Genomic DNA, 19,149 nt, shown 5'->3' with positions numbered 1-19,149 from the left:
GCGACGCAAGGGCGCATCCCGCGTGTAGAGCCAACGGAAACACTACCATCTTCTTCCCGTTCAAAGGCGGCTTGACGCTCGATCAAAATCGTATACGTTATCCGAAAATAAGATAACGTATACGATTTTGATCGTCGAGGGAGGAATAAGCATGTCGGCTCTTGGGGTGCCGCATGTCCGCTATTCCACCTCAGTATTCGGAAGGAACTGAAGCGGAAATGCGTACATCGAAAGTCGTCCATGTCGTGAGCTGTCACGCCGAGGGAGAAGTCGGCGACGTGATCGTCGGCGGGGTAGCTCCCCCTCCCGGCGCCACCGTGTGGGAACAGTCGCGCTGGATTGCGCAAGACGAAACCTTGCGGAATTTCGTTCTCAACGAGCCGCGCGGCGGCGTCTTCCGGCATGTGAACCTGCTGGTTCCGCCGAAAAATCCCAAGGCGCAGATGGCCTGGATCATCATGGAGCCGGCGGATACGCCTCCGATGTCCGGATCGAATTCGATCTGCGTTTCGACCGTTCTGCTCGACACCGGCATCATTCCGATGCAGGAGCCGATCACGCGGATGGTTCTGGAAGCGCCGGGCGGCCTGATCGAAGTCGAAGCGGAATGCCGCAACGGCAAGGCCGAGCGCATCCATGTGCGCAACGTACCGTCCTTTGCCGACAAGCTCGATGCCAAGCTGGAAGTGGAAGGCATCGGCACGATCACCGTGGATACCGCTTATGGCGGTGACAGCTTCGTGCTCGTGGACGCAGCCTCGCTCGGCCTCAGCCTGCAGCCGGATCAGGCGCGCGACATAGCGCGCCTTGGTGTCAAGATCACCCAAGCGGCCAACGAACAGCTGGGCTTCAGCCACCCCGTCAACGACTGGAACCATATTTCCTTCTGCCAGATCACCGATCCGGTCCAGATGCAGGACGGCGTGCTCCGGGGGAAGAACGCCGTTGCCATCCGCCCAGGCAAGATCGACCGCTCGCCGACCGGCACCGGATGTTCAGCCCGCATGGCCGTTCTGCATGCGAAAGGTCAGATGAAGGTCGGGGACAAGTTCGTCGGCACGTCTCTCATCGACACGGAATTCCACTGCAGCATCGACAGCGCAGTCGATCTCAACGGCAAATCTGCCATCAGCCCGATCATTTCCGGGCGCGCCTGGATCGTGGGGACGCACCAGCTGATGGTGGATCCCGCAGATCCGTTCCCGGCCGGCTATCGGCTGTCGGACACCTGGCCGATGGATCTCTGAAGTAAAAACTGCCTCATCGCAGGGAAGGCATTTGGAGGAATGCCTCCCCCGCGATTTGAAATACACGCAAATAGATTGGGAGGACAAACATGCGTTCCTTATTGAAATCGACCGTTTCGGTCGCATCCTTACTTATTGCACTTTCATTGCCGGGCTTTGCCATGGCGGACGAGCCCGTCAAGGGCGGCACGCTGCGAATTCTTGCCACCGGCGAGCCGGACCATATCGATCCTGCACTGGCCGGCATGGTGAATACCAACAACCTGCTGCGCGCCATATCACGGCAGCTGGTCAGCTATCAGGCCTCAACCGACCCGGATGTCGCCATCAAACCGGTCGGAGATCTGGCGACCGAAGTCCCCCAGCCGACGGATAACGGGCTGACCTATACGTTCAAGCTGCGCCAGGGCGCCATGTGGAACACGCCATCCGGCGCGCGGCAAATTACGTCGGCGGACGTGAAGCGCGGCTTCAAGCGGCTTTGCAACCCACACATGCAGGCTTCGACGCTGACCTATTTCACCGCGCTCATTTCGGGCCTGAGCGAATTCTGCGACAGCTTCGCCAAGGTCCAGCCGACCGTGGCCGATATGAAGAAGTATATGGAAGGAAATGACGTAAAGGGCATCGAGACGCCCGATGACCAAACCGTCGTTTTCCGGCTCAAGGAACGCGCCGGCGACTTCATCTACACGCTCTCGCTGCCCATGCCGGCACCGGCGCCGATCGAGGTGCTCGACTATATTCCCGATAGCCCGGAATACCGTACGCATTTCGTCGGCAGCGGCCCCTATACGATCGGCGAGTATACGCCTGATACCAGTCTGAAGCTGGTGCGCAATCCCGCCTGGAAGGCGGAAAGCGATCCGCTGCGCAAGGCCTATGTCGACGATATCGAGATCACCATGGGACTGCAGGCCGATGCCATCATGCAGCAATTGCAGTCGGGCGACGCGGATCTTGCCTATGACATCAATGTGCCGACGGCCATTCTGGCGACCCTTGCCGCCAATGGCGATGAAAAGCTGACCGCACTGTCGGCAGGCAACACCAACTTCCTGTTCATCAACACTGTCTCCGGCAACAATAAGGGCGCATTGAAGGACATCCGCGTCCGGCAGGCGCTGTCATATGCTGTCGACAAGGCTGCGATCGTACAGCAATGGGGCGGCCCGAAGGTGGCGGAGCCCGCGACAGGCATTTTCGGACTTGGCGTGCTCGGACATCACAAGTTCGACCTTTATCCCTCGCCAGACTCGAAGGGCGATCCGGAAAAGGCCAAGGCCTTGCTGGCCCAGGCCGGCTTCCCGAACGGCATCACGCTGAAGATGCCCTACCGCAACAAGGATCTGGAAGTGGCAACTGCCGCCACCATTCAGGCCAGCATGGCGCGCGCCGGCATCAAGCTCGAACTCGCGCCGGTCACAGCCGCCGACTATTACTCCAAATTCATGACCAATCCGGTGAATACGAAAAACGGCACCTGGGACATTGCGCCCGTGGGCTGGACGCCGGACTGGGTCGGTGGCGCCGCGCGATCGGTCTTCCAGCCGCAATTCACCTTCGAGGGCACGCACCAGACCTACAACTACACCGACTACAACAATCCGAAGGCCAACGAGACTGCCGCGAAGGCAACCAACGCCACCACGCCGGCGGAAACCGGAAAACTGTGGGCTGAAGTCGACGAGATGGTCATGGCCGATGTGCCGGTGGTTCCGTTGATCGCCAACAAGGCCCCTCGCTATCGCGGCGAAGCGGTGAAGAACTTCCAGCCCTATGCCTTGGGCGTGGAAGGCGATTGGACAAACCTCTGGATCGAACGCTGATCCGGCCCCCCTGCATGGCGCCGCAGCCAAGCTGCGGCGCCTGAACGCAACATCGGCTAGAGCCGGATGATTTCAGGTCTGTTCGACCTAAAATCTGAATCCGCTCTACAATCAAATAAGTAGAGCATGATGTCGTCCGAAAACCGCCTACACTTTTCGGCATCACGCTCTGGAATGCGAGTTTACCCTTGACCATTCTGGAGGCAAAGGGACTGACGGTCGATATCCCGACCGAGGATGGCGTCGTGCATGCCGTGCGCAACGTCTCCTTTTCGATCAGGCCCGGTTCGATTTTCGGCATTGCAGGCGAATCCGGCTCGGGAAAGAGCGTGCTGACACAGGCCGTCATGGGGCTGCTGCCCAATGCCGACATCCGTGGCGAGGTCTGGTTCGAGGGCCGCAACCTTCTCAGCCTGCCGCAGTCGGACATGCGCCGCCTGCGCGGCGGACGCATCGGCATGGTGTTTCAGGACCCGTTGTCGAGCCTGCATCCCTTCTACACGATCGGCGCGCAGATCGCCGAGGTCCTGCATGCGCATGAGACGATCGATCGCGAAGCCGCCCGGGCTCGTGTGATCGACATGCTCGGCAAGGTCGGCATCCCCTCGCCCGCCGAGCGTTTCGACAGCTATCCGCACCAGTTTTCTGGCGGGATGCGCCAGCGCGTCATGATCGCCATGGCGCTGATCCTTAATCCTGCGCTCATCATCGCCGACGAGCCGACGACCGCACTTGACGTCACCGTTCAAGCCCAGATCATCGATCTGCTCGACACCATGCGGCGCGATTTCGGCACGACCATCATCCTGATCACGCACGACCTCGGCCTGCTGTCGAGCGTCGCCGACGATGTCATGGTCATGTATGCCGGCAATCGGCTTGAATATGGTCCCGCCCGCAATGTGTTCCGCTCGCCGGCCCATCCCTATACGGCGGGGCTGCTGCGATCGACGCCGGCGAGCTATGCGCCGGGCGCGCAGTTGGTCCCAATCAAGGGACGGCCACCGAGCCTGCTTGCAACGCCTGCCGGGTGCATCTTCGCCCCACGCTGCAGCGAGCAGCTTGCCGATTGCACGAAGCAGCGCCCGCCCTTGCGCGTCTACAGCGATGGTGTCGAATCCCTCTGCCTGCTGGAACCGAGGACTGCGCCGCCTTCGCTTGCCGGGGCGGCCGAGACGATCGAAGTCAAGACCACGCCCTCCGAACAGATCGCCAGGATTGAAGACGTCCGCCTCACCTATCATGCCGGCAGCTTCTTCGGGCAAAAACGCACCCTCGAAGTCCTCAAAGGCATCGACCTGACGATTGCGCGCGGAGAGACGGTGGGCCTCGTCGGCGAGAGCGGCTGCGGGAAATCCACGCTGGCGCGCATCGTCGCCGGACTGACGCCGGCGACGTCGGGCAAGATCAATGTGCTTGGCCATGATATGAGCCATCTCAAGGGCCGCGAATGGCGCGAAATGCGCCGGCAGATCCAGCTCGTCTTCCAGGACCCCTTCGGCTCCCTCAATCCGCGCCGCCGCGTTGGCGCGATCATCGGCGACCCCTTCCGTCTGCACGGTGTCGCAGCTGGAGAGGAACGCCGCGAAAAGGTGCGGCATCTGATGGAGATGGTCGGCCTCAACCCCGAACACTACAATCGCTTTCCAGCCGAATTCTCCGGCGGCCAGCGCCAGAGGATCGGTATCGCCCGGGCCTTGGCCCTCAATCCCGCACTCATCATCTGCGACGAACCCGTCTCGGCGCTCGACGTATCGATCCAGGCCCAGGTCCTCAACTTGCTCAAGGAATTGCAGCGGGAGCTGGGTCTGACCTACCTGTTCATCTCGCACGATCTATCTGTCGTGCGCCACATCTGCGACCGGATCGCCGTCATGCAAGGCGGCAAGATCGTCGAGCTGGCCTCGTCCGAGCAGATCTTTGCCAATCCGCAGCACTCCTATACCCGCACTTTGCTATCCGCGTCGAAAACGCTCTCCGTTGCCGACGATGACGGCGTCGCGCGGTCATTGATCGAGACGAGACAGGTGACAGCATGAACGACGTCGCGACATCAGATCCTTCGACACAGACGGACGTGGTACAGCGCGGCTCGCTCGAGCTGACGCTGCGCCGCCTGCAGCGTGACAAGGCAAGCATGATCGCCCTTTGCGTCATTCTGGCCGTCGTCGTGCTCGCGATCATCGCCCCGTGGATCTCCACGCTGACCGGGCATTCGCCCATCGAGCAGTTCCGCGATATCGGCCTTTCGCCGGCGGGCATTCCGGTCGGTCCGGGCGAACAGTTCTGGCTCGGCACAGACCAGCTGGGCCGCGATGTGCTGGTGCGGCTCGCCTATGGCGCCCGTATTTCCCTGCTGGTGGGAGTATTTGCCTCGGTGCTGGCGTCGACGATCGCCGTGATCGTCGGCACGACGGCCGGCTATCATGGCGGCCTGACCGATATCGTGCTCAGCCGGCTGATGGACCTCGTCATGAGCGTTCCCTTCCTGCTCTGTGCCCTTGCGCTCGTATCGGCCTTCGGTCCCAGCCTGACACTCAGCGTCTGCGTCATCGTCTTTTTCAGCTGGGCCCCTATGGCGCGCGTCATCCGCGGTCAGGTGATCTCGCTGCGCAAGCAGGATTTCGTTCAGGCGAGCCGCTCGCTCGGCGCTGGTCCTCTTTCGATCATGGTCGTCGACATCCTGCCCAATCTCGCGGCTCCCATCATTGTCTACACCACCATGCAGATCCCGAGCTCGATCGTCTTCGAGGCGACCCTGTCGTTTCTCGGCATGGGGATCGTACCGCCAACGCCGAGCTGGGGTGGAATGCTGGCGGATGCGTCGTCAAACTCGCTCTACCTCGTCGCCTGGTGGTTGGTCTTCGTGCCCGGTACGGCGCTGCTGCTGACGACGCTCGCCTTCAATATACTCGGCGACGGTCTGCGCGATGCACTCGATCCGAAAAGTGCGCGCACCGTCCGCCGTTTCAGACTGCAATCCAAAGGAGCGTCCAAGCGATGATCCGATTTCTTACCCAGCGCCTGATCTTCGGCGCGGGCGTCCTGCTGATGCTCTCCGCCTTCGTGTTCTTCCTGTTCTTCGTCGCGCCCGGCGACCCCGCACGCATGATCGCCGGCGACAAGGCGACCGAGAGCCAGCTCGAACAGATCCGCAAAAATCTCGGCGTCGACCGGCCGATCATCGTGCAATATGGCGCCTTCATGCAGAAGGCACTGTCAGGTGACCTCGGCTTTTCCTACCGCAACCAGCAGCCGGTCGCGCCGATCATCGTTCGGCGCATTCCAATCACCCTGTCTCTGGTTCTGGGCGGCGCACTGCTCTGGCTCTCAATCGGCATCCCGATGGGCATCATGTCGGCGCGTTACGCAGGCGGCCTGCGCGACCGGATCGGACAGGCCTTCATCCTCGTGGGCCTGAGCTTTCCGACCTTCGTCCTTGGCATGATGTCGCTTTACCTCCTCTATTTCGTCCCCAAGCAGGCAGGTTTCACCCTCTTCCCTCCCGGCGGATATAAGGCGCTGACCACACAGCCGCTGCTCTGGGCATGGCATCTCATCCTGCCATGGACCACGCTCGCCCTGACCATGGCGGCCGTCTATGCCCGACTGACGCGCGGCCAGATGCTGGATGTGATGGGTGAGGACTATATCCGCACCGCCCGGGCCAAGGGCCTCAGCGAACGACGTGTGGTCTGGAAACATGGTCTGCGTGCAGTGCTGACGCCGCTTGTCACCCAGCTCGGCGCCGACATCGCCATGCTGCTCGGCGGCGTGATCATCATCGAGCAGGTATATGGGTTGCAGGGGGTGGGAGCACTTGCGGTTCAGGCGGTCGCCAATCAGGACCGCCCGATTATCATCGGTGTCGTATTGCTGGGCGGAGTGTTCATCGTCATATCGAATATCATTGTCGACCTCTTCTATGTGTTGCTCGACCCCCGAGTCCGCTGAAAGAACATCATCATGATCGTTTCCGAATACACCATCCCCGGAATGCATATCCGCGATCACGTCCTCACCGTGCCGCTCGACTGGTCCGATCCATCGGGCAAGACCATGGAGTTTTTCGCGCGCGAGGTAGTCGATCCGGTCCGCAAGGCCGAAACGCTGCCGGTTCTCTGCTTCCTGCAAGGCGGCCCAGGCGGTAAGTCGCCCCGCCCAACGCGCGGCGGGCCGTCATGGCTGGCCGAGGCCCTGAAAACGCATCGTGTCATCCTGCCGGACCAGCGCGGCACAGGGCGTTCCACTCCAGTCGACACGGCAACGATCGGCCAGTTCGACGGCGAAGCGGGCGCGAACTTTCTTGCCTGCTTCCGCGCCGATTCCATCGTTAGGGATCTGGAGCATTTCCGCAAAACGGTGCTTGGCGGACGGCGCTGGCAGACGCTTGGCCAGAGCTACGGCGGCTTTCTTACCCTCACCTATCTCAGCCAGGCACCCGAGGGCCTAGCCGCCTGCTACATCGCTGGCGGCATCCCCAGCCTTCAGCCTGACGCCGACGAGGTCTATCGCCACACCTATCCTCGCGTGCGGGCCAAAAATACCGCTTACTACAAGCGCTATCCGGGCGATGTCGCGCTCGTCGGCAAGATTGCAGATTTCATCGCTGGCAACGACATCCGCCTGCCCGACGGCGACCGGCTGACCGTACGCCGCCTTCAGAGTATCGGCCTCGATTTCGGCATGGCACATGGCTTCGAGAATATTCACTGGCTGATAGACGAAGCTTTTTCGGATCGGAAAGGAGACCGACTTTCGGATCACTTCCTGGCCTCGGTGATGAATCTGACCTCCTATCATAGCGGTCCACTGTTTGCTGCTATCCACGAGGCGATCTATGGCGAGGGTAACGGCGCGACGGCCTGGGCGGCTGAACGGCTGCGGGCCGGCTTCCCCGAATTCGATCCTGCTGCCCGGCCTTTATTGTTTACGGGCGAGATGATCTATCCGTGGATGTTCGAGGAGATTTCCTCCCTCAAGCCATTCAGGGCGGCTGCCGAAGCGCTGGCCAAGCGACCGCATCACAGCGCGCTCTATGATCGCGATCGTCTTACCGTAAACGAGATCCCGATCGCCGCCGCGATCTACCATGACGACATGTATGTCGATGCCGGCCTTTCGCTGCAAACCGCGCGCGCGGTCGGCAATCTGGATTTCTGGATCACCAATGAATTCGAGCATGACGGCATTCGCCAGTCGGCATCGGTGTTTGAACGGCTGGCGGCGCTTGTTGCTGAAAAAGGCGGGCCGCTTGCGGCGGAATGATCGTGGGGATGACGATGAGCAAAACTGAAAATGCCGGCAAGCTTGCCAATGTACGCTCCTGGCTTGCGCGGGCGAAGCTGGACGGCCTGATCGTCCCGCGAACCGACGCCCACCAAAGCGAAGTCACGGCAGAGCATGATAATTGCCTGGAATATATAAGCGGCTTCACCGGTTCCGCCGGCATGGCGCTCGTGCAGCCAGGAGAGGCGCTGATTTTCGTCGACGGACGCTATCAGGTGCAGGTGCGCAATGAGGTGGATCTATCCGCCTTTGCCGTACACCATCTCCATGACGATCCGCTCGATCTCTGGCTGAAGCACCATGGAAAGCCCGGCTGGCGGATCGGCATTCATACCCTGCTGATCAGCGGCGCACTCTATGAAAGGCTTCTGGCGGGATGCAAGGCGGCGGGCGTCGAACTGATCGCGCTCGACGCCGATCCGTTCGACGACATATGGACTGGCCGTCCGCCTCGCCCGGTCGGCCTCATCCGGGCGATGCCGCCTGCGGTTTCCGGCGAGACATCGGCCAGCAAGCGCGACCGGATCGCAAGCAAGCTGAAGGCGCTGGGCGCGGACCAGCTCATAGAAACCTCGCCCGACAATATTGCCTGGCTCCTGAACGTGCGCGGCTCCGATGTCGCCATGGACCCTGTGCCGCATTCCTTCCTGCTGCTCGATGCCGACAATCAAGCGCAATGGTTCGTGGATCATCGCAAGCTCGGCAACGATCGCGCTGCGTTCGAATTGTCCGACGTCACGATCGCCGATCCGGAGGATTTTCTCGGGGCTGTCGGAAAGACGTCAGCCGGCAAGACGACGCTGATCGACCCCGACTTTGCGCCGCAGGCGGTCCGTGCCCGTATCAAGACGGCCGGCGGCCAGACCATCGAGCAGACGAGCCTTCTTGCAAGCGCCAAGGCCACCAAGAATGCTACGGAGCTGGAAGGCTTTCGCGCTTGCCATATCGAAGACGGGATTGCACTTACCAATTTCCTGGCCTGGCTCGACAGCGAATGGCCTCGCCGGCAAACCGCAGACCTGCCTTTGACGGAACTGGACGCAGAGGAACAGCTGATCGCCTTTCGCGCCAGACATGCCGGCTATTTCGAACCGAGCTTCCGCACGATTTCGGCCGCCGGCGGCAATGCGGCCATGTGCCATTATCACGCCCAACCCGACACGAACGCTGCCATTGAAGAGAATAGTTTCTACCTGATCGATTCCGGCGGCCAATATGCCAATGGAACGACCGATGTGACGCGCACCGTTCTGTTCGGCAAGGCAACCGATGAAATGCGGGAAACATACACCGCGGTCCTGAAGGGTTTCATCTCGCTGCTAACCGCGCGCTTCCCGCTTGGCACGCAGGGGCATCAGCTCGATGCGCTGGCGCGTCGTCCGCTATGGGACATGGGGCTCGACTACGACCACGGAACGGGACATGGCGTCGGCCATAATCTGCTGATCCATGAATATCCGCATCGTTTTGCGAAAAAGCCCAATCTTCACAATCTCGAACCCGGCACGATCATGACCGTCGAGCCCGGCTATTACAAAGCGGACGTCTTCGGCATCCGGATCGAGAACCAGGTAGAGGTCGTCGCCGATAGACCGGGCTTCTGCCGCTTCGATAGCCTGACGCTGGCACCTATCGATCTCCGCATGGCCGGGCTCGACAGCCTGACGGTGGCGGAAATCGCGTTTCTTGACGATTACCACGCGCAAGTCCGCACGGAGCTTTTGGACAGGGTCGAAGAGGGGACCCGGTCCTATCTGCTCTGGCACACACGGCCGATCGCAGAGCGCTGAAACGCACAACTGCCGTCCGACGCGGAGTTCATTCGCGTCGGACCGGACTCACCTGCTTTTCCCGTCAGATCCAGTTCGGCAAGCCGGCCGGAACGCGTCCAGTCACCGCTGCCTCCACACAGTTGGCAAGGCTGCCGAAGCGTACGACGCGGCCGCTGAGACCCGGTCCGTAATGGGCATATTTGCCCGAATTCGTCATGACTGCACGCGTTCCGGGCGGAAAGACGGGCTCGGAGATCGAGCACCAGCAAAGATCGGGCAGAACCTGCACGCCGCTGTCGCGCAACCGCCCAAGCGTGCCGTCGCTCTCGGCAGCGGCGATGACATCGCGCCCAGCCGTGACGATGACCATCACTCCCGGCAGACGATGCCCACCCGAAAATGCGTCGGCAAGGGCACGACATTCGTCAAGCGAGGCGTGCGGGCTGCCGATGGCGACCAGCTCCACCTCTTCCGGTCCTGCATTCAGCATCTTCCAAGCAGCGGCCATGTCTGCGCGCGTGATGGCGCGATGGTCCGCATTCGGATGCTGAGCTCCTCCGGCTTCAGGCGTTGCGCCCTCGACATGGAGCATGGGAGCGGCCGAGGTCGTGCCGAAAGCGGCGCAAAGCGCCTTCAGATCGTCGCGGGATGGGCTTCCCGCAGCAAGACCGCGCAGCAGCGGAATGCGATCCGGCGAAGCCTTTCCTGCGAGATAGCCGATGAGCGGCCAGAAGGCATCGTCGCGACCTTCGGGCAGTTCGACGTCCAGAATACGGGTCGCCTTCCGGTTTTCATCCAGGTACACGCCGGAAAGTGGTGCACGGCCCGTCAAGGCAATGCAGAGATCGAGGAAATCTGGATGCTTGGCCGTGCGTGCACCAAGCACGCTGTTCGCAAAAATCACCGCGTTGGATTCGGCCCAGCCGATGGCCTCGCCGGCGCCCGGCGCGCTATCGAGCAGATAGGGCGAACAGGTAAATGTCGGGCGGCAGCCCATGCGCACATAGGCGTCCGCCAGCCGCGCGGCCGGGTCGCCGAAATCCTCCGGCACGCCCTGCGAGCGCCAGTTGGCGCGATCGACGGAAATGGCGTTCATGGTCGTGGGCACGCGCACGCGTCCCCCGAGTTCCGCCATCTTTTCCGCAAAGGTCAGATTGGCCGGGCTTGCATAGATGCATCCGTCGATATGGCCCTGCGTCACATCGATCAGAGAGGTGGCGCCCTGTTGTGCTGCCATGGCGGTCAATATCCGCATGGCCTGGGCAACCGCAACGCCCTCGCCGCCCTCCAGCATGGACCTGTCCGCGTCCGTCAGCGAAAGGGCTGAGGTAGCCGGCGGGAGAAGGGCAATCGTCCGGTCATCCGCGACGATGGCTTCCGCTTCGATCCGAATGGTGTTTACCTGCGACAGGCTGGCAAAGACATCGGGACGCAGGCGCACGACCGGCAGCTGCCGGCCGAACATCTCTGCGGCGACAAGCGCGCCGAGCGTCAACACATCCTCGGCCTCGCAAAAGACGAGAGCAGCCGGCGCGCGTCCCGTCAGTGCCAGATCGAGCAGCACGCCGGACCCGGTGCAGGAGCCCCGGCTCGACGGCATCATCAGCACCGCGCCGGTCAGGCATTCACCATGCAGGGGATGATGGATATCGATCACCTTGCCGGTGGCGGGATCGACACCGCCCCAGAAGCTTAACGCCTCCTGAGTGGCGACGACACGGCCCTCTGCCGTGCCTCCCATGATGCTGCGAGCAGGTGCCGTGTGGTTCATGTCATCTGGTCCATATGCAGGAAGGTCTCGATCGGCGTGACGGAAACGGCGAGCGTGACCTTGCGATTTCCATCAGAAGCGTTGCGGCGAGAATGGCGTGAGATCGATTGCCGGTGCCTGCCCTATGAGCAGATCGGCAACGAGACGTGCCGTACCTGCGGACTGGGTCAAGCCGAGATGGCCATGGCCGAAGGCATAGATCACATCCGGTGTCGCCCTGGCGCGGCCGATCGCAGGCAAGCTGTCGGGCAGCGACGGCCGGAAGCCCATCCATTGCTTTCCCCCCTCCGGGTTGAGGCCGGTCAGGAAGGTTCGGGCCTTCTGCAGCATGGCTTCCGAGCGTTTGAAGTTCGGCGGCAGCGCCAGTCCGCCCAACTCCACGGCACCACCGACGCGAATGCCCGTCGAGAGCTTGCTGACGACGAAGCCGTGGCCGCCGAAGGTTATCTGCGTACGCAGATCGAAGGCATCAGACGGAAGCGTCGTGTTGTAGCCGCGCTCGGTTTCGAGCGGTATGCGCTCACCAAGCGATTTGGCGATCCGATGCGAGAAAGCGCCGGCGGCCAGAACGACCTTGCCGGCCTGGCGCAATTTTCCATCCGTTGCGACGGCTTCGACACCGCCCGGAAGCGCACGAAGCGACGCAATCTCCGCCCTCTCGATGACACCGCCCCGGCTGCGGAAATGCTCGGCCAGCGCCAGCGTGTAAAGCTTGGGATCGGCAATGGAATACCATCCGGGCGTAAACGTGCCGAGCACGAAGCGCGATGCCAATCCCGGCTGGATCGCCGCCATCTCGTCGGCCTTCACATGCCGGAATTCGATCCCGTGATTGCGGCGAACCTCCCAGCCGGGCAGCGAAGCGCGGAATTCCGCCTCGCTCTCATAGACCTGGAAATTGCCCTCCTTGCGCAGCATGGAGAGCGTATCGGTCGCCGCGAGGAAGGGCTCAAGCTCCGCCCTGGAAAGGTCCATCAGGCTTGTCTGCGCCGCCGTGGAGTGGGCAACGCGCGAGGGCTGGCAGGCCCGCCAGAAGCGAAACATCCAGGGCGCGATCTGAAACGCGTAGGCTGGCGGCACGGAAAGCGGCCCGAGCGGATCGAGCAGCCATTTCGGCGCCTTCTTCAGGATGCCCGGAGATGCGAGCGGCAGGATATCCGTGAAGGCGAAGGCGCCGGCATTGCCGGCTGAAGCACCGGCGGCCGGTCCCTCACGGTCGACGACCAGAACATTCAAGCCGCGCGACTGGGCCGCAATCGCGGCGGAGAGGCCGACGACGCCGGCCCCGATGACGATAACGTCCGGTCGCGCCATCAACGCACGCTCGCAAGAAACTTCTGCGTTTCCGGATGCTGCGGCGCGCCGAAAATCTGCTCCGGCTTGCCGATTTCGGCCATCACGCCCTGATGGAAGTAGGCAACACGATCCGAGACATCGCGGGCAAACGCCATTTCATGCGTCACGCAGATCATGGTCATCCCCTCCTCCGCCAGCATCTTCAGCGTATCCAGCACCTCTCCGACCAGCATGGGGTCGAGTGCGGACGTCACTTCGTCAAACAGCATATATTCCGGCGACATGGCAAGCGCTCTTGCAATCGCCATACGCTGCTGCTGGCCGCCCGACATGCGCGTCGGATAGACCGAGAGCTTTTCGGCAAGGCCGACATGGGTAAGCTGCTTGACGGCCATTTCCTCCGCCTGCTGCCGGCTGATGCCGAGCACTTTGCGCGGCGCCAGCATGACGTTTTCCAGCACGGTGAGATGCGGGAACGCGTTCCATTGCTGGAAGACGATGCCAACTTTGCGGCGCAGCTTGTTAAGGTCGGTCGATTTTGCGTGCACTTCCGTGCCGTCGATGAGGATCCGGCCGGTATCGATCGGCTCCAGGCCGTTGATGCAGGTCAGGAGGGTCGACTTGCCCGAGCCGGACCCGCCGATGATGGTGACCACCTCGCCCTTGTTGACGGTGAGGTTGATCCCCTTCAGCACTTCGAGCTGACCGAAGGACTTGCGGACATTTTCGATCTCAATCATTGGGGGACCACCGTTTTTCGAGATAACCGCCGAGGCGGGCGACCGGGAAGCTGATGATGAAGTAGATCACGCCGCAGATCGTCAGGATCAGCAGCGGCTCGTGCAGGCGGGTCACGAGAACCTGCGAGGCGCGCAGCAGCTCGATCAGTCCCAGCCACAGGACCAGTGCGGAATCCTTCATGACGCCAAGCGAAAGACCGATCCACGAAGGAAGTGCGACGCGCGTGGCAAGCGGCGCCACGATGTAGCACATGTCCTGCCGCCAGCTCATGCCAAGCGAACGTGCGGCGCGGCGGGTATTGGGCGGGACGGCGGCAATGCCGCCACGCACGATTTCGGTGCAATAGGCAGCCGTATAGAGCGACAGCACCACACAGGACGTGGTGAACGGCGCCCAACCGAGCTTCAGGATCGCCTGCAGTGCATTGCCGAGAACCAGCTGGATGAGCAGCGGTACGGAGCGAAACACGTCAAGCACGAAGGTCAACGGCGCCGACAGGATGGGACCGGCCTGGACACGGATTACCCCGAAGACGATGCCGAGTATCGTGCCTGCGACAACGGACACACCGGTAACCACGAGCGTCATCCAGGCGCCTTTGGCCAGAAAGAGGAGGTCACTCCAGGTGAGGGCAGTATCGAACATCTCTCACCCCTCTCAGTAGCGGAACATGCGCCAGGCGGCGAGCCGGGCTAGGAGCGTGACGAGCTTGGCGATCAGATAGTAGATCACGGCGGCCAGCGCGAAGAATTCGAAGGTACGGAAGGAGCGCGCATTCAATTCCTGCGTGACACCTGCAAGATCCGTATTCATGCCGACGGTGACACCGAGCGACGTCATCAGGATCGCCCAGACCATCTGATTGGTGACGGGCAGGAAGGCGATGCGCAGCATCTGCGGCATGACGATCAGCCGGAAGGCTTGCAGCGACGTCATGCCAAGCGAACGGCCGGCGCGGGTCTGCGTGTCGGGAATTGCCTTGAGCGCGCCGCGGAAATTCTCGGCAAGATATCCGGCATTGTTGAAGGCAATGCCGACCAGCAGCGCCGTAAACGGATTGAGGTGGATGCCGAAATTGCCGAACCCGAAATGGGCCATGTAGATCTGGAAGAGCGCCGGCGTATTGCGGGCAACCTCGACCCAGGTCGAAGCGATGCCCGTCAGCAAGCGGCTGCCGGAGAGCCTAAAGAGCGTAAGCGCTATGGCGCAAACGAGGCCGATCGCCATCGACAGGATCGCGATCTGCAGGGTGACCACCGCGCCGTCGAGCAGCTGCGGCAATACCTTGAAGGCCTGATTCCAGTGGAAGGTGTAGCTGAACATGAACGTCCACCTTTCGGAAGGTCAAACGGCGCGGCCATCATGGCCACGCCGTCGTTAAAAGCGATCCGATTAGCGATAGACGCTGCCCACCGTCAGGGACGGCAGTGCGCCGCCGACCCACTTCTCGTAGAGTTCGGCGTAGCGGCCCGTGCGGACCTGCTGGTTGATGAACAGGTTGAGATAGTTGATGAGGCCGTATTCTTCACGGTTGGTGAAGAGAGAGACGTAGTCCGTCTGGAACGGCGCCTTGCCAACCACCGAGATGCCGGCGAACTTGCCGGACTTCACGGTTGCCTGGGCAACAGTCGAGGTGGAAACGGTCGCGTCGATCTGGCCCTGGCTCAGCGCCAGGAAGACGTCGGCCTGCGTCTGATAGGGGCGAAACTCGCCGCTACCCCAAGCCTTGACCTGCTTTTCGAGCGCGATCGCTTCGAAGGTGCCGGCCGTCGCGCCGACGGTCTTGCCCTTCATGCCTTCGAAGGACTTGATGCCCGACTTGTCGTTGGACGTGACGGCCATTTCGAAGGCGAAATAGGGGACGCTCATGCCTACGGTCTTTGCGCGCTCCAGCGTATCCGAGGTCGAAGCAACGCCGACATCGACGCGGCCGGACATCAGCGCCGGAATGCGCTCGGGGAACGGCGTTTCGACAATCTCGGCGGTGACGCCGAGCACTTTGGCGAGATCGTTGCAATAGTCGACGTCGAAGCCGATCGGATTATTGTTTGCGTCGCGCGAGCCCATGGGCGGGAAGTCGAGCACGACGGCACAGCGCAGCGTTCCCGAGGAAATGATGTCGTCCAGCTTGTCGGCCTTGGCCGGCGAGATGGCGGAAGCGGCGGCCAGAAGGCCAAATGCGATGACCATTTTTTTCATTAGATTCTGCTCTCCCAGTTGGTCGGCCATTTGCGGCCACCATCATCTAGCGCATTTCGCGATCGTAAATCAAATTAAAAATACAAATAGTATACAAAAAGAATTTCTGGGCAAAAAAAGCAATTGCCGGACAACCGCTTGCAGCTATCAACCCATGTGGAAGCACAGCTGCCGCCGGGTCGCCAACCCACGGCTGGCGACTTTCGGGCGCGATATCGACACCGTCTCCAGACGCGGATCAATCCGCGAGATCCTCGGGGAGCAGGTCCACCGGCAGGTTTTGATAGGATACCGGACGCAGGAACCGCCGGATCGACATTGTCCCGACGCTGGTCGCGCCGAAATTGGTCGAGGCCGGATAAGGACCGCCGTGAACCATCGAATCCACGACCTCGACACCCGTCGGGAAGCCATTGACCAAGACACGCCCGGCCTTGCGCTCCAGCACAGGCAGAAGGCGGCGAGCTGCCGCAGTATCGTCGGCGTCCATATGCAGGGTCGCGGTCAGCTGCCCCGCGAAGCTGCGGGCGAGGCTTTCCATTTCGTCGAGCGAACCGACGCGGATCACGAGCCCGAGTGGACCGAACACTTCCTCACCCAGCAAATGATCTGCCAGGAAGGCTGCACCCGTCGTTTCGAATAGGTTAGGAGCCGCGCTGCGCCCGGATTGTTCGGTAACCAGAAGAGGCTCGACCCCTTGCCGGGAAGCGAAACGCTGCTGGCCATCGCGATAGGCCTTGGCGATGCCGTCGGTCAGCATGGTTTGCGGCGCGACGTTCGCAAGCGCCTCGACCGTTGCCTTCACGAAGCGATCGGCATCGGAGCCATCCAGCACCACCGCAATGCCGGGATTGGTGCAGAACTGGCCGGCACCCATCGCAAGCGACGCCGCCCAGCCCTGCCCCATGGCTTCGGCGCGCGCCTGCATGGCATGCGGAAGGGCGAACATCGGGTTCACCGAACCGAGTTCGCCGAAGAAGGGAATTGGCTCCGGGCGCGCGGCGCACAGATCGAACAGCGCGCGGCCGCCGGCCAGCGAGCCGGTAAATCCAACGGCCTTGATCATCGGATGCCGGACGAGCGCGTAGCCGACTTCCCGGCTACCACCCTGGATCAGCGAGAAGACGCCAGGGTGCATGCCGGTCTTGCGGATGGCGGCATTGATGGCCTCGGCAACGATCTCGCCGGTGCCGGGATGGGCCGAGTGACCCTTGACCACGACCGGGCAACCGGCCGCAAGTGCTGCAGCCGTATCGCCGCCTGCCGTCGAGAAGGCGAGCGGGAAATTGGACGCACCGAAGACCGCGACCGGACCGATGGGGCGCTGAAGCAGGCGGATTTCCGGGCGCGGCGCCGGCTTGCGATCCGGCAAGGCCGCATCGAGGCGCCGATCGAGATAATCACCCTTTTCGATATGATCGGCAAACAGGCGAAGCTGGCCGACCGTCCGTCCGCGCTCGCCTTCGAGCCGCGCCTCGGGCAGGCCGGTTTCCTGGCTGCCGATCATGGTGATGGCAGCAGCGCGCGCCTCGATCTCCTCGGCAATCGCCCGCAGGAGAGCGGCGCGCGTGCTGCGTGCGGAATAACCGTAGCTCCAGAAGGCATCTTCCGCTGCCTCGCATGCGCGGGCGACCAGCTCAACCGTGCCGATGGAGAAATCATGCGCTTGGCCATGCGCCGGAGCAGAGGGAAAATGCCCTGTGCCTTCGAGCCATTCGCCGGCAATCAGATGCTTTCCGTGAGGGGTGAAATCCATCGCTCTTCCCTTTCCTTCGCAGAAGCGTCACAAACGCTACGCGGCTTTTTCTGTTTGCATGTCGATTTTTTGTATACTTTATGTATTTAAAAATTCAACCTCTATAGTGAACCACGGAAACATAGGAGAATCAGATGAGCGACGTCACCACCCTGACAACGGACGCACTTCACAGCCGCGTCTTGGCGATCCTCTCGAAGGCAGGCCTCAATGCGATGCAGGCAGCGGCGATCGCGCGCGTCATCGTCGCCGGCGAACGCGACGCTTGCAAGTCGCACGGCATCTATCGCATCGAGGGGGTATTGCGCGCCGTCAAGGCCGGAAAGGCGCTCCCGGATGCGGTGCCGGTGCTGGAGCAAAACGATGCCTCCGCCATCGTCAAGGTGGATGCCAAGAGCGGCTTTTCGAACGCCGCCTTCGAACTCGGCGTGCCCGTTCTTGCCGAGCGGGCTCGCCGCTTCGGCATTGCCGCGCTCGCCATCAACGACTGCACGCATTTCGCCGCCCTCTGGCCGGAAGTCGAGGCCCTGACGGATCGCGGCCTTGCCGCCTTCGCCATGTGCCCGAGCTATTCCACGGTCGCGCCCGCCGGCGGCACTGCGCCGCTCCTTGGCACCAACCCCTTCGCCTTTGGCTGGCCTCGCCTCGAGAGCCCGCCCTATGTCTTCGATTTCGCGACCTCGGTTGCTGCGCGCGGCGAAATCGAACTGCATCGCCGAGCCGGCAAATCTCTGCCGGAAGGCTGGGCTATAGACGCCAACGGCCAGCCGACGACAGATCCGGAAGCCGCGCTTGCCGGCGCGATGCTGCCTTTCGGCGGCCACAAGGGCTCGGCCATCGGCACGATGATCGAGCTTCTGGCCGGCGTCATGATCGGCGACTTCACCAGCCGCGAGGCGCTTGATTATCTCGGGTCTACCGCGTTTGCCCCGCGCCACGGCGAACTCATCGTCGCCTTTTCGCCGGAAGCCTTCTCCGCCGGACGGCCCGGCAATCCGCTTGCGCGCGCCGAAGCGCTGTTCGAGGCGATCGCCGGCCAGGGTGCCCGCCTTCCCTCGCAGCGCCGCTTCGCTGCCCGCGCTCGCGCAGAGAAGGATGGTATCACGCTCACCGCAGACGAAATCCGCCAGCTAGACCACCTGCTGGAACACGGCCTCGACGCCGTGGCCTGAGCAACACGCAGACGCGCGGAGCAAAACCGGCACAGACATGCAAAAGGCCCCGGAAGGGGCCTTTTGCAATTGCATCG

Annotated in this window: 15 protein-coding genes; 8 read left to right on the top strand and 7 right to left on the bottom strand. The window is 62.1% G+C overall.

What is annotated here, in order from left to right:
* Nucleotides 1–218: 218 nt before the first annotated feature.
* The 7 genes from RHSP_RS05500 (at nt 219) to RHSP_RS05470 (ending at nt 10,155) form a co-directional block, all read left to right on the top strand.
* Nucleotides 219–1,247 carry a trans-3-hydroxy-L-proline dehydratase gene (locus RHSP_RS05500; protein ID WP_004110222.1) on the top strand — a complete coding sequence of 343 codons (1,029 nt, stop codon included), beginning with the start codon at nt 219–221 and terminating at the stop codon, nt 1,245–1,247.
* Nucleotides 1,248–1,336: 89 nt separating this feature from the next.
* Entirely contained in the window at nt 1,337–3,076 is a 1,740-nt protein-coding gene (locus RHSP_RS05495; protein WP_004110221.1) for an ABC transporter substrate-binding protein, read from the top strand.
* Between the two features lie 188 nt (nt 3,077–3,264).
* Nucleotides 3,265–5,115 carry an ABC transporter ATP-binding protein gene (locus tag RHSP_RS05490; RefSeq protein WP_157385294.1) on the top strand — a complete coding sequence of 617 codons (1,851 nt, stop codon included), beginning with the start codon at nt 3,265–3,267 and terminating at the stop codon, nt 5,113–5,115.
* Nucleotides 5,112–6,080 (top strand): ABC transporter permease, encoded by a 969-nt coding sequence (locus RHSP_RS05485; RefSeq protein ID WP_004110219.1) that lies wholly within the window; start codon nt 5,112–5,114, stop codon nt 6,078–6,080. Before RHSP_RS05490 ends, RHSP_RS05485 begins: the two co-directional genes overlap by 4 nt.
* Nucleotides 6,077–7,030, top strand: coding sequence for an ABC transporter permease (locus RHSP_RS05480; RefSeq protein WP_004110218.1), 954 nt, complete (start codon nt 6,077–6,079; stop codon nt 7,028–7,030). The genes RHSP_RS05485 and RHSP_RS05480 overlap by 4 nt, the downstream gene beginning before the upstream one ends.
* Nucleotides 7,031–7,042: 12 nt before the next feature.
* A complete protein-coding gene (locus RHSP_RS05475; protein WP_004110217.1) occupies nt 7,043–8,344 on the top strand; it encodes an alpha/beta fold hydrolase in 1,302 nt (433 codons plus the stop codon).
* A gap of 14 nt (nt 8,345–8,358) precedes the next feature.
* On the top strand, nt 8,359–10,155 hold the full coding sequence (locus RHSP_RS05470) for an aminopeptidase P family protein (RefSeq protein ID WP_037149873.1): 1,797 nt from the start codon (nt 8,359–8,361) through the stop codon (nt 10,153–10,155).
* A 64-nt stretch (nt 10,156–10,219) separates the two neighbouring features.
* Here RHSP_RS05470 and lhpI read toward each other — a convergent pair whose 3' ends face one another.
* The 7 genes from lhpI to RHSP_RS05435 form a co-directional block, all read right to left on the bottom strand.
* A complete protein-coding gene (gene lhpI / locus RHSP_RS05465; RefSeq protein WP_004110215.1) occupies nt 10,220–11,908 on the bottom strand; it encodes a cis-3-hydroxy-L-proline dehydratase in 1,689 nt (562 codons plus the stop codon).
* A 72-nt stretch (nt 11,909–11,980) separates the two neighbouring features.
* Complete coding sequence (locus RHSP_RS05460) at nt 11,981–13,222, bottom strand: NAD(P)/FAD-dependent oxidoreductase (RefSeq protein WP_037149833.1); 1,242 nt, start codon at nt 13,220–13,222, stop codon at nt 11,981–11,983.
* Nucleotides 13,222–13,944, bottom strand: a complete 723-nt coding sequence (locus RHSP_RS05455) for an amino acid ABC transporter ATP-binding protein (RefSeq protein ID WP_004110213.1) — start codon at nt 13,942–13,944, stop codon at nt 13,222–13,224. Before RHSP_RS05455 ends, RHSP_RS05460 begins: the two co-directional genes overlap by 1 nt.
* Entirely contained in the window at nt 13,937–14,590 is a 654-nt protein-coding gene (locus RHSP_RS05450; protein ID WP_004110212.1) for an amino acid ABC transporter permease, read from the bottom strand. Before RHSP_RS05450 ends, RHSP_RS05455 begins: the two co-directional genes overlap by 8 nt.
* A 12-nt stretch (nt 14,591–14,602) precedes the next feature.
* Entirely contained in the window at nt 14,603–15,268 is a 666-nt protein-coding gene (locus RHSP_RS05445; RefSeq protein WP_037149830.1) for an amino acid ABC transporter permease, read from the bottom strand.
* Nucleotides 15,269–15,337: 69 nt separating this feature from the next.
* Nucleotides 15,338–16,144: an ABC transporter substrate-binding protein gene (locus RHSP_RS05440; protein ID WP_037149828.1), complete on the bottom strand. Its 807-nt coding sequence runs from the start codon at nt 16,142–16,144 to the stop codon at nt 15,338–15,340.
* A gap of 238 nt (nt 16,145–16,382) precedes the next feature.
* On the bottom strand, nt 16,383–17,900 hold the full coding sequence (locus RHSP_RS05435) for an aldehyde dehydrogenase (NADP(+)) (protein ID WP_004110209.1): 1,518 nt from the start codon (nt 17,898–17,900) through the stop codon (nt 16,383–16,385).
* Nucleotides 17,901–18,034: 134 nt separating this feature from the next.
* Here RHSP_RS05435 and RHSP_RS05430 point away from each other — a divergent pair, with 134 nt between their 5' ends.
* A complete protein-coding gene (locus RHSP_RS05430; protein WP_004110207.1) occupies nt 18,035–19,072 on the top strand; it encodes an Ldh family oxidoreductase in 1,038 nt (345 codons plus the stop codon).
* Nucleotides 19,073–19,149 lie beyond the last annotated feature (77 nt).

Origin of the sequence: Rhizobium freirei PRF 81 (assembly GCF_000359745.1) — a bacterium.
GTDB lineage: Bacteria > Pseudomonadota > Alphaproteobacteria > Rhizobiales > Rhizobiaceae > Rhizobium > Rhizobium freirei.
Note: the sequence above shows the minus strand (reverse complement) of the source record. Positions and strands in the feature narration are given on the sequence as shown.

Bases quoted from the DNA above. Each gene is read 5' to 3' on its own strand.
- RHSP_RS05450 (WP_004110212.1), bottom strand. From the start codon at position 14,590: ATGTTCGATACTGCCCTCACCTGGAGTGACCTCCTCTTTCTGGCCAAA.
- RHSP_RS05495 (WP_004110221.1), top strand. From the start codon at position 1,337: ATGCGTTCCTTATTGAAATCGACCGTTTCGGTCGCATCCTTACTTATT.
- RHSP_RS05445 (WP_037149830.1), bottom strand. From the start codon at position 15,268: ATGTTCAGCTACACCTTCCACTGGAATCAGGCCTTCAAGGTATTGCCG.
- RHSP_RS05475 (WP_004110217.1), top strand. From the start codon at position 7,043: ATGATCGTTTCCGAATACACCATCCCCGGAATGCATATCCGCGATCAC.
- RHSP_RS05440 (WP_037149828.1), bottom strand. From the start codon at position 16,144: ATGAAAAAAATGGTCATCGCATTTGGCCTTCTGGCCGCCGCTTCCGCC.
- RHSP_RS05460 (WP_037149833.1), bottom strand. From the start codon at position 13,222: ATGGCGCGACCGGACGTTATCGTCATCGGGGCCGGCGTCGTCGGCCTC.
- RHSP_RS05430 (WP_004110207.1), top strand. From the start codon at position 18,035: ATGAGCGACGTCACCACCCTGACAACGGACGCACTTCACAGCCGCGTC.
- RHSP_RS05470 (WP_037149873.1), top strand. From the start codon at position 8,359: ATGAGCAAAACTGAAAATGCCGGCAAGCTTGCCAATGTACGCTCCTGG.
- RHSP_RS05455 (WP_004110213.1), bottom strand. From the start codon at position 13,944: ATGATTGAGATCGAAAATGTCCGCAAGTCCTTCGGTCAGCTCGAAGTG.
- lhpI (WP_004110215.1), bottom strand. From the start codon at position 11,908: ATGAACCACACGGCACCTGCTCGCAGCATCATGGGAGGCACGGCAGAG.
- RHSP_RS05435 (WP_004110209.1), bottom strand. From the start codon at position 17,900: ATGGATTTCACCCCTCACGGAAAGCATCTGATTGCCGGCGAATGGCTC.
- RHSP_RS05485 (WP_004110219.1), top strand. From the start codon at position 5,112: ATGAACGACGTCGCGACATCAGATCCTTCGACACAGACGGACGTGGTA.
- RHSP_RS05480 (WP_004110218.1), top strand. From the start codon at position 6,077: ATGATCCGATTTCTTACCCAGCGCCTGATCTTCGGCGCGGGCGTCCTG.
- RHSP_RS05500 (WP_004110222.1), top strand. From the start codon at position 219: ATGCGTACATCGAAAGTCGTCCATGTCGTGAGCTGTCACGCCGAGGGA.